Raw genomic sequence first — 10,031 nt, forward strand, 5'->3', positions numbered from 1 at the left:
TCTGGAAATACTTCTGCAGCCCTTCCGAATTGAAATAGAAAAACGAAGGCCGCGCGCTGCGAATGTCCAGATTTTCAATCACGATATGCGCCGGCATCGTATCCGCCGGATCTCGGGCGCCACCGATTTTGATGATCCCGCGCTGTTCTCCCCAGAAACGCAATTCAGGACGCGTCATGGCGCGACGTCCATCGATCACGGGCAATTCCCCCTTCTCGGAAGGAATCCCTTTAATCACAATCGGCTTGTCTTTCGTTCCTCTGCGGCAGAGGACCCACTTCGTATGATAAGGCTGAGGTCGCCAGTGAATCTGCACCTCATCACCGGCAACAAGACTTTCCCAGGGAACATTTTCCACCTGATGAAGTTCCTGATCGGGCCCCACTTTATAAACGGCGGATTGAATTTCTGCTGCTGGTAAACAGAGAAAACAGCACGCGGTCAGCAGCAGTAATGGGAAAACGAGAGGACGTCGACGTGGAAGAAAGGCTTGATTTCCCGAATCAGATTGATACACCCGACATCTCCTTTCAAGATCGGAACCCGTAATCCGTCACGGATTCATTCCGCTCCTTCGAAAGAATGTTCCGAATATATCAGTATTCCGATTCGCTTAGTGAATCTGAGCAGGAACCCACTGAACCCGACGGGCTCCCTGATTGGGACTGGCACTACTGGGAATGACAGTCGGAGTCCGCATCAGCGCCGGTGGTACATATGACATCGGCTCTTCTGCAGCAGGTGCGGGAGCTGGCTTGAGAATGGCGCCACCGGGATTTTTCGGGGGAGTGATTTTTTGAGGAACCACTGTGGCGGGAGCAGGCGATCCTGATTCGGGCGAGTAGGTCTCAGGTGAGTACGTTTCGGGCGCGTATGTCTCGGGCATCACGGATTCGTGCATATTTGATTCAGGCATAAACGACCCTCCCTGAGGTCCGCAGTGCGGACAACTGGACTGAGGCGCATAATTTGGTGTCGGATAAGAGTCCATCGGATAGTAATCCCCGGGCCCCTCGCTTGAGCCATAACTGAATGTGCCTGTCGCCAGCATGCGGGGAAGTTTCTTTCCAAAAGCACCTCTGCCGCTGGCTCCACAAGGATCACAACTGCCGCAAGGATCGCAGCTGCCACAGGGATCACAGACATTACAGCTGTCACAGGGATTGCAGCAATGTTTGTTCATGCGCTGGGCACGGTGCTTCGAAAGCGAACATTTGATATCATCTACAAAATTAGTGGGGCCATACATCTCACCACCGCAGATCATGCCCGTTGAAGGATCATAATAGCCTGGACCGGCGCAGCCGGTTAAGGGCAGACAAAGTAAAATTCCCGCACTAATTTTCAGTAACGAATTCATTTTGAAATCCGGTCAATCTCTGAGCGTTAAAAATAGGAGACAACTATCAGTTCGAAAACAGGATCTTTTTTGAAAAAGAATTCCCATTATCAACTTGATCGACATTTCAAAATGTTAACCTTTAATGATTATATAAATTATAACGATCTTCAGCACAATTCAGCCAATTGCAGATTCCAGCGCGTAACGCGTTTGACAGTCTTACTTATGAACGGTCCAACATGACAGAACAGGAACAGATTCAACTTGGCAAGATCGGCTTCCGTGCCATGTGGAAGTTTGGCGGGCTCACTCCCTGGAATCTGATTTACTTATCCTTGAGAGGTTATAGCCAGCACAGGCTCAGCGCCCACAGCGCGCAATTCGCCTATTATGCAATGTTTACACTGATCCCCTTATTAATTGTGATTATCGCCTGTGTGGCGCAACTGCCGATTCGAGGCTTGATTCTCAGTATGGAAAACGCGATCAATCAGGGGCTCCCCCAGAACGTGTCCCAAATGCTGTTTGCTCAGATCACGGATATTCAACACAAAACCACGTACAGTCTGATTGGAGCGGGGCTGTTTCTGCTCGCTCTGGGAGGCACGCGTCTGTTTCTCACTATGGGTACCGGCCTGGACGCCGTGTTCGAAGTGGATCATCGCAGATCGTTCTGGCGAGCGGGCGGACTCTCGCTGTTATTAACCTTCGGCGTGCTCATACTGCTCTTACTGTCAATGATTCTGCTGGTCATCGGCCCTGAATTGGCGCGTTTACTGCTGACAAACTTTTATGCGCCCTGGTTACATCTGCTGCTGTCGGCGGGGGTCCGCTGGTCGGTGGCGTGCGGCTTTATGCTGATCTCGACCTCGGTCATCTACTGGGTCGTTCCCAGTGTGAAACTTCCCTGGAAAATATTCACTCCCGGCAGCCTGTTTGTGGTCATCAGCTGGGTTATCATGCTGCAGGGGTTTCGTTTGTACGTAGAAAATATCGCCCATTACAATGAAACCTACGGAACCCTGGGCGGTTTCATCGTACTGTTAGCCTGGCTCTATATGACAGGGGCCATCCTGATGATGGGAGGCGAAATTAACGGCGTGATTTACCGCTCCGCTAAGCAAAAAGCGGAACGGACACTCCAAAACCACCTGAACTCAACGCACCCGATTTGAGGTTCTATTGAGACAGGCCAACCAAAGATTCCAAATTAAAGCACTTCATTATTGACGATATACTGTTCTAAAGCATAAAATAAACGCATCAAAGTTCTCTTATCACTAATTCGCACAAGGGATGCTAAACAATGTTCCGTGTTGGATTTGGAAAATCGGGCAAGTACTGCGACGGCGTCAGTCGGCGGCATTTTCTGCAAGTCGGTGTGGCGGGCATGGGTGCGGCGAGCCTCTCGCAAATTTTACATGCCAAAGAAAACGCGGAACAGCAGGGAGTGAAGGCCAAAGATACGTCCGTCATTCTGCTCTGGCTGGACGGTGGTCCCAGCCATATGGACACTTACGACATGAAACCCGAAGCCCCCCTTGAGAATCGGGGAATCTGGAATCCAATTCACACCAATGTCCCCGGCATGGACATTACAGAGATGTTTCCGCTGCAGGCAAAATGCGCGGATAAATTTTCGATTGTCCGCTCCCTGCATCACAATACCGGTGACCATTTCACCGGCGGGCACTGGATGCTGACCGGGCGCGGCGGCGTGAGCGGCGGCAGCACTCCCGGTCGTAATCCTTCCATTGCTTCAATGGCAACCAAAATCCTGGGACCACGCGACCCCAGCATGCCCGCTTATGTTTCCGTCCCTTATGCATCCAGCATCGGTTTGAGGCCGGGTTACTTCGGCGGTAATTTTCTGGGGGTTCAGCATGATCCTTTCGAAACGGACTCAGATCCGAACAACAAAGATTTCCAAGTCAAGAATTTAAACCTGGCAGGCGGATTATCCATTGAACGCCTGAAAGAACGCAAAGAATTACTCAAGACTTTTGACCAGCTTCGCAAAGACGTGGATCAGTCTGGTATGCTCAGTTCGATGGATCGCCTGGATCAGAAAGCCTACGAGATGGTGACCGGCGACAAAGCCCGTCAGGCCTTTGATCTGAATTCCGAAGACGAAAAGATCCGCGAACAGTATGGACGTCATACCTGGGGCCAAAGTGTTCTGCTGGCGCGACGACTGGTCGAAGCGGGAACCACCTTCGTCACCGTGCATTTCGGAGGCTGGGACCATCACTGGAATTTGCAAAGCGGTTACGATAATTATCTTCCCCGCGTTGACCAGGCCGTCAGCGCGCTGTTTGAAGACCTGGCCCAGCGCGGCTTGAGCGAAAAGGTGCTCGTCGTACTCTGCGGCGAATTCAGCCGGACTCCGCGCATGAACGATGGCGGCAACGGTGGCCCTCCCCTGAGCCAGGGAACGCCCGGCCGCGATCACTGGGGCAATTCCATGTTCTGTCTGATGGGTGGCGGCGGTGTCAAAGGAGGCCGCGTTATCGGGTCCACCAATCGACTGGGCGATGCCCCCGCAGACCGTCCTGTACAACCCGGCCATATTCATCACACCATCTACCGTGTGCTGGGCATGGACCCCGAAATCCATTTCCTCGATCATTCCGGTAGACCGACGGTCGCCATTGATCACGGTGAAGTGATTCACGAACTCTTTTAAACTCTCAACCGTCAGTGAAAACGTTGACCGTACACGTGCAGCAAGCCATGCCAGAACACCAGCGTCCTGAAAACGGCAGCGTAAAACGCCGCCAGTGGGGCTGGTTTCTGTTGTTGACGCTCTCGCTCAGCCTGTTCTGGCTGGTGATTCTACCCCGCGCTGCGGAAAACCCTCAGCTCCGATCGGAAATTGATTTCCTGGACCAGAAAAAAATCGATCCGACCGCCATGTTCTATTCCGATCTGGAAACCATTGAAAACACCATGCAGAACATTCGCGATTTCCACCAGGAAAATCCAGACGCATTATGGTAAACTAAAGCAGTGTCAGCGACTCTCGTTACCAATTCCTTGAGACCTGGCTTCTTTCCTGTCTTAAGCGACATTGCCCGAAAGTAACTCATGGATCAAAATCAATTCAAGCAGGCACTGGCTGCTTTCCCGTCATCGCAGGGAAAAACATTAGCTGAACTCTCGGTAGAACGACCTGTTCTCGTCGTGTTCCTCAGACATGGTGGCTGCCCCTTCTGTCGACAGGTCCTGGCACAACTGCAGGCGTTATCAGATCAACTGAAACAGCGAAATCTGCAACTGGCTATCGTCCACATGATGGACGACGAACAGGCCGACAAGTTACTGACCCGTTATCAATTGCAGAACGTGCAGAGCTTCAGTGATCCGGATCGAAAACTCTACGAACTCTTTCAAATCAAGCGGGGCAATCTGGCGGAAACCATCGGACCTGCCGTCTGGTGGTCCGGCTTTAAAACCACAATCCTTTCCGGCTACCTGCCCGGAATTCCCGGTAAAGATATTCAGCAACTGGGGGCGGCTTTGATTCTCGACAAGGGAATCGTGGTCGCCAGCTACTTCTCGAAAAATTCCGCGGATCTGCCCGACTGGGATCAACTGCTCGCCTGCGAGATTCCCCACGTTTAAACGGGGCTGGATTTCCATTTCAGACACCAGCCTGTCATAATGTGCGAAACAACGTACACATCACTTTGATATCTCACCCCGATAAAACAGACTTCGATACAACATATAACATGACCGACTTTCCTGCCACTATTGACAACATTGAACAACTGGACGAACTCTTAAGTCGCCCGACTCCTCAGGTGATCCAAGCTCTGCAGCAAACAGCAGGTGACCTGATTCTGCTGGGTATCGCCGGCAAAATGGGGCCGACGTTAGCCCGCATGATTCTCCGCGCCGATCAAGCAGCAGGCATCCACCGCCGCGTGATCGGCGTGAGCCGTTTTTCGGACGAATCCAGCAGACAGCCTCTCGAAGATCTGGGAATCGAAACCATCAAAGGCGATTTGCTCGATGCCGCTTTTATCAACAGCCTGCCCGATGTACCGAATGTGATATATATGGCGGGTATGAAATTCGGCGCAACGGGAAACGAATCGCTCACCTGGGCGATGAATACGTACCTGCCGGCGCTTGTCTGTAATAATTATCAGCAGAGCCGCATCACCGCCTTTTCGACCGGAAACATTTACGGACTCGTCAACGCATCAAGCCAGGGATCGGTCGAAAGCGACAAGCCGAATCCGGTGGGGGAATACGCAATGAGCTGTCTGGGACGGGAGCGGATGTTTGAGCATTTCAGCCGCACCCTCAATATTCCCATGACCATCATTCGCCTGAATTATGCGACCGAATGCCGCTACGGCGTACTCGTTGATCTCGCACTGCAGGTTTACCAGGAACAGACCATTGATGTCTCGATGGGATACGTTAACGTCATCTGGCAGGGAGACGCCAATGCGATGACGCTCTGTTCCCTGCCTGATAGCACATCGCCCCCCTTCAATCTGAACGTAGCAGGACCGCGCATTCTCAGCGTCCGCAAGATCTGCGAACAATTTGGAACTCTGTTCGGCAAGCAACCACAGTTTACCGGAGCCGAAGCGCAAGACGCGTTACTCAACAACGGTCAATACGGGCATCAACGTTATGGCGCGCCTCTGGTGGACGACGATCAGATCATCCACTGGATCACTGACTGGATCCGGAACGAGCGTCCTCTGCTGGGTAAACCAACGCATTTCGAATCGCGCAGCGGCAAGTTTTAACGCGGCTGCCTTGCACAACACCGAAGCTTCAAAACTGGAAAGCAGAATCGTGAATTCCTCTCTCATCACGCAGACGTTACAGCAGGGAACGGCGATCCCCGCGCATCCGCTGGCCTTAACCTCCGCCCGCAAACTGGATGAACGCCGCCAACGGGCCCTTTCGCGTTACTACATTGCCAGCGGTGTCGGCGGACTGGCTGTCGGCGTGCATACCACACAATTTGAAATCCGCCAGCCGGGCGTTGATCTTTTTCAACCCGTCCTGGAACTGGCAGCGGAAGAAATGGACCGTGCCGATACGAAAAGAAGCGTCCCCTTATTACGCGTCGCCGGCATCTGTGGCGAAACCGCTCAGGCCACACAGCAAGCGACCCTCGCACGAGATGCCGGTTACCACTTCGGTTTACTCAGTCTGTCGGCGCTCAAATCCGCCGACGAAGACACTTTGATCCAGCACTGCCAAGCTGTTTCCGAAATCATCCCCGTGTTTGGCTTCTATCTGCAGCCTGATGTCGGCGGCCGCCTGCTGCCATATTCGTTCTGGCGTCGCTTCTGTGAAATTGAAAACATCGCCGCGATCAAGATGGCTCCTTTCAATCGGTATCACACGCTCGACGTCATCCGCGCCGTAGCCGAGTCGGGACGGGACGACATCGCCTTGTATACCGGCAACGATGATAACATCGTACTCGATCTCGTCACCCCTTTTCGTTTTCCAGGGGAAGGTAAACAACTCGAACGTCGCATCGTCGGCGGTCTGCTCGGGCACTGGGCCGTCTGGACACACAAAGCCGTTGAGACTTTCAAAGAATGCCAGCAAGTCGCCACTGCAGAATCAGCGATTCCGCTTTCTCTGCTGCAAAGCAACACTGAAGTGACCGATTGCAACGCGGTGCTGTTTGATGTCGCGAATCGTTTTCAGGGCTGCATTCCCGGCATTCACGAAATCCTCCGACGCCAGGGGCTGCTGGAAGGGATCTGGTGCCTGAATCCCAATGAAACGCTGGGGCCCGGACAGCGGGCTGAGATTAACCGGATTTACGAGGCTTATCCGCATCTGAACGATGATGCGTTTGTGGAAGCACACCGGGATGAATGGTTAAACGGCTGATACTCTTGGTGCATTTCGCTGTGATCATAAATGGTCTGCAATACGACAAAACTTTAATCAAAAATCAAATAGATCGTTCGTAACCCAAGTTTTGAGTCGGGGTTGACGATAATGTTAATAGCGGATAATAAAAGGCCTCTCCACAGAGTGACCTCCCCATCATACATAGTTCCGTAAACTATTACAAAATAAGCATTTACCGACGAAGGACCGTCAGAATGTTTGATGACAATACCACCAGAATCCTCCAGGAAGCGGTCAACGAAATGTTGGTCTGGGTCGGTTTTGGGACTTTAGTCGGTTTGGCAGCCAAAGCAATCATGCCTGGAAAAGACCCCGGCGGTGCAGTCAGCACGCTGCTGATGGGCATTGGCGGCAGTGTTGTCGGGTGTGGCACGCTCATGTTTTTCTGGGACGGTGCCCGCGTGACGCCGATCAGCACGGTCGGCTTTTTAGCCGCCACGGGCGGGGCTTTTATCCTCTTATTTTTCTACCGCTTGCTGTCCGGCTCCTTTTTCTCTGAAGCAGAAGATGGTGAACGCTGGCTCCACCGCCGCCGTCGCCGCCGTCGTGCACGTGGTTTAGTCGACGAATCCATTTAATTCCCCTGAAAACAGGGCTCTCCGATCGGAATCTGCCTGAAACCACCCGAACGGGGCAGGCTTCAAAATTGAGATAATGGCGGTTCTTTGCTTGCACGATGCAAGTCAATATACTATATAATCTTAAAGACATGGCCGAGTGGCGGAATGGCAGACGCACGGGACTTAAAATCCCGGGTCCGTAAAGGGCGTGCGGGTTCGAGTCCCGCCTCGGCTATCTTCTTTTCAAGACGCAGCTTAAATCGCCGTCAAATGCGTGATTTTCTGGAGGTGCAGAGATCCTTTACCTCTGCCCGGTCTGTTCCTACTCTGGTTGGTTTTCCCGTATCAGTATACCAATCTCTTGATCAAACTTTGATGGTCTCTCTTTCACAAATTCTCTTGATCGCGATGATCGTTCACATTTCCAACCCGGATGAAAAATACCCCAAAATGAAGACAACACCGCTGTGAATCCACGCGGCATGTTACTCTTTCCCGACTACGAAACCGAAATCGGCGTTCCCAAAGAAACAACGACACACGACTTTGAAGTTCCCGGGAAATCACAGCAGGGGTTATGTATTTCCCGCTCGCCCGACAATACATGGTAGATTTTAAAAATCGGGGTTTATCAACTTGCTTAGAAAGGGCATAATGCGGTATCTCTGTCCCTAAATCTGATCGTCATTATTACAAAAGGATTTCAAACAGAACTGAAAACCAGACTTGCGTCTTGACTTTCTGGAATGGAAATTCTTTCGGATTCCACAGATCAACAGGGATGTTCCATGATTGCACAGCGAAAAAGTTTTCGACTCTTATTAATCAGCTGTTTTCTCACACTTCTTATTTTTCTGATTGATTTGCAAGTCCCTTTAAATCTCGCCATACCGGTTTTTATGCGGTGACGATTTTTTTTGTGGCCGGGCAGCGACGAATCTGGCCACTCTTACTCGCCGCCGGTATCTGCTCGACACTGACTCTCTCTCGCGTGTTCCCTGGTCCGGTTATGGATCTTCCCCCTTTTACCTGGGAAAGCCGCTGTCTCTCACTGAGCGTCATCTGGATGATGACCCTTGGCTGCATTTTTAGACTCACTGAGTGGAAAAACAATATTCCGGAACTCATACAATCATTCTTTGAAAACGGTCACCTGGCCCAGGCGCCTGCTATCTCCACAGGGAATGGAGGGCCACAAAAAGAGATCCGCATATTCATGAGCACGGTCAACGACCGGGAATTTGAATGGCTTGGTAAAAAGACTCTGAAACCAGATATCGAAACCAGAATGGCTGAGTTAGCCCGAATCAATGAAAACCTGAGGCGGGAAATTCTGGAACGAAAGCGCATAGAAACAAAACTGCAAACAGCACACAAACGAACCAAGGACATTCTTGACAGCTTATTCGTCTTTGTCGGCGTTTATTCGACTGAGGGAATCCTCCTGGAAGCCAATCGCGCACCACTGGCTGCAGCTAACCTTAAGAAATCGGATGTGATTAGCAAGCCTTTCTGGGATACATACTGGTGGTCTGATTCCATTGAAGCACAGTCGCAATTGAAGACTGCTTTACAGCGGGCAGCCTCAGGAGAAACAGTTCGCTACGATACGAAGGCGCGGATGTCAGACCAGAAAACGATGGACCTTGATATCACATTCGGGCCGCTTTATGACGAAGCAGGCAACGTGATTCAAATTATCGGATCAGCGGTTGATATTACCGACCGCTCCATCGCAGAAAATAATGTTGCCAAAAAAACTGCGCAGCTTCAAGCCATGCTGAAAGTCAATCCGGACTTATTTTTTCACTTAAGCGCCGATGGAACCATTGTCGGATATGAATGCGGTGATAACAAAAACCTGTATCTGCCACCCGAAGAATTTCTTAACAGGAAAGTGCATGACATTCTCCCCAGGCACGTCGTCCAACTACTCGAAGCGGCAATTCTGGAACTCGCTCAATCTCACAAGACGGCTTCTTTCGAATACACTTTAAAAATCAATCAGCAAACCTGCTGGTTTCAAGCCCGGTTGTTCCCTTACCTGTCTGATGAAATTCTTGTCATCATCCAGGATATTAATGACCGGAAAACCTCTGAAATCGAAATCAATAACATGCACACCAGGCTTTTTGAAGCCCAAAGGTTAGCGCATATTGGAAGCTGGGAGTGGAACATCAAGGAGCAAACTCTCTGGTGGTCCGAAGAGGTCTATCGTATTT

Annotated in this window: 10 protein-coding genes, 1 tRNA gene and 1 pseudogene; 10 read left to right on the plus strand and 2 right to left on the minus strand. The window is 51.3% G+C overall.

The window, feature by feature from the left end; all coding sequences use genetic code 11:
- Together Q0294_RS05065 and Q0294_RS05070 are read right to left on the minus strand one after the other, a co-directional pair.
- Positions 1-517 (minus strand): annotated as a pseudogene (locus Q0294_RS05065) (polysaccharide-degrading enzyme); the annotation flags it as partial.
- A gap of 96 nt (positions 518-613) precedes the next feature.
- A complete protein-coding gene (locus Q0294_RS05070) occupies positions 614-1,360 on the minus strand; it encodes a hypothetical protein (RefSeq protein ID WP_299461568.1) in 747 nt (248 codons plus the stop codon).
- A 221-nt stretch (positions 1,361-1,581) separates the two neighbouring features.
- Here Q0294_RS05070 and Q0294_RS05075 point away from each other — a divergent pair, with 221 nt between their 5' ends.
- From Q0294_RS05075 to Q0294_RS05120, 10 genes are all read left to right on the plus strand, one after another.
- A complete protein-coding gene (locus Q0294_RS05075; protein ID WP_299461570.1) occupies positions 1,582-2,517 on the plus strand; it encodes a YihY/virulence factor BrkB family protein in 936 nt (311 codons plus the stop codon).
- Positions 2,518-2,648: 131 nt separating this feature from the next.
- Positions 2,649-4,028: a DUF1501 domain-containing protein gene (locus Q0294_RS05080; RefSeq protein ID WP_299461572.1), complete on the plus strand. Its 1,380-nt coding sequence runs from the start codon at positions 2,649-2,651 to the stop codon at positions 4,026-4,028.
- Positions 4,029-4,075: 47 nt separating this feature from the next.
- Positions 4,076-4,342 carry a hypothetical protein gene (locus Q0294_RS05085; RefSeq protein WP_299461574.1) on the plus strand — a complete coding sequence of 89 codons (267 nt, stop codon included), beginning with the start codon at positions 4,076-4,078 and terminating at the stop codon, positions 4,340-4,342.
- Positions 4,343-4,429: 87 nt separating this feature from the next.
- Positions 4,430-4,966, plus strand: coding sequence for a SelL-related redox protein (locus Q0294_RS05090; protein ID WP_299461576.1), 537 nt, complete (start codon positions 4,430-4,432; stop codon positions 4,964-4,966).
- Positions 4,967-5,076: 110 nt separating this feature from the next.
- Positions 5,077-6,114, plus strand: a complete 1,038-nt coding sequence (locus Q0294_RS05095) for an NAD(P)-dependent oxidoreductase (RefSeq protein WP_299461578.1) — start codon at positions 5,077-5,079, stop codon at positions 6,112-6,114.
- Between the two features lie 49 nt (positions 6,115-6,163).
- The gene (locus Q0294_RS05100; RefSeq protein ID WP_299461580.1) at positions 6,164-7,225 is read left to right on the plus strand and encodes a dihydrodipicolinate synthase family protein; all 1,062 of its coding nucleotides are present in this window, start codon (positions 6,164-6,166) and stop codon (positions 7,223-7,225) included.
- A 218-nt stretch (positions 7,226-7,443) separates the two neighbouring features.
- Positions 7,444-7,827 carry a GlsB/YeaQ/YmgE family stress response membrane protein gene (locus tag Q0294_RS05105; RefSeq protein ID WP_299461582.1) on the plus strand — a complete coding sequence of 128 codons (384 nt, stop codon included), beginning with the start codon at positions 7,444-7,446 and terminating at the stop codon, positions 7,825-7,827.
- 133 nt (positions 7,828-7,960) lie between these two features.
- Positions 7,961-8,044 (plus strand) — tRNA-Leu (locus Q0294_RS05110).
- A gap of 247 nt (positions 8,045-8,291) precedes the next feature.
- The gene (locus Q0294_RS05115; protein ID WP_299461584.1) at positions 8,292-8,420 is read left to right on the plus strand and encodes a hypothetical protein; all 129 of its coding nucleotides are present in this window, start codon (positions 8,292-8,294) and stop codon (positions 8,418-8,420) included.
- A gap of 293 nt (positions 8,421-8,713) precedes the next feature.
- Positions 8,714-10,031 (plus strand): GGDEF and EAL domain-containing protein (locus Q0294_RS05120; RefSeq protein ID WP_299461586.1); only part of this gene is annotated, 1,318 nt, incomplete at its 3' end.

The organism is uncultured Gimesia sp. (assembly GCF_937919775.1).
Lineage (GTDB): Bacteria > Planctomycetota > Planctomycetia > Planctomycetales > Planctomycetaceae > Gimesia.

Coding starts and splice junctions, on each gene's coding strand:
- Q0294_RS05085 (WP_299461574.1), top strand. CDS start 4,076: ATGCCAGAACACCAGCGTCCTGAAAACGGCAGCGTAAAACGCCGCCAG.
- Q0294_RS05090 (WP_299461576.1), top strand. CDS start 4,430: ATGGATCAAAATCAATTCAAGCAGGCACTGGCTGCTTTCCCGTCATCG.
- Q0294_RS05115 (WP_299461584.1), top strand. CDS start 8,292: ATGTTACTCTTTCCCGACTACGAAACCGAAATCGGCGTTCCCAAAGAA.
- Q0294_RS05095 (WP_299461578.1), top strand. CDS start 5,077: ATGACCGACTTTCCTGCCACTATTGACAACATTGAACAACTGGACGAA.
- Q0294_RS05105 (WP_299461582.1), top strand. CDS start 7,444: ATGTTTGATGACAATACCACCAGAATCCTCCAGGAAGCGGTCAACGAA.
- Q0294_RS05080 (WP_299461572.1), top strand. CDS start 2,649: ATGTTCCGTGTTGGATTTGGAAAATCGGGCAAGTACTGCGACGGCGTC.
- Q0294_RS05070 (WP_299461568.1), bottom strand. CDS start 1,360: ATGAATTCGTTACTGAAAATTAGTGCGGGAATTTTACTTTGTCTGCCC.
- Q0294_RS05075 (WP_299461570.1), top strand. CDS start 1,582: ATGACAGAACAGGAACAGATTCAACTTGGCAAGATCGGCTTCCGTGCC.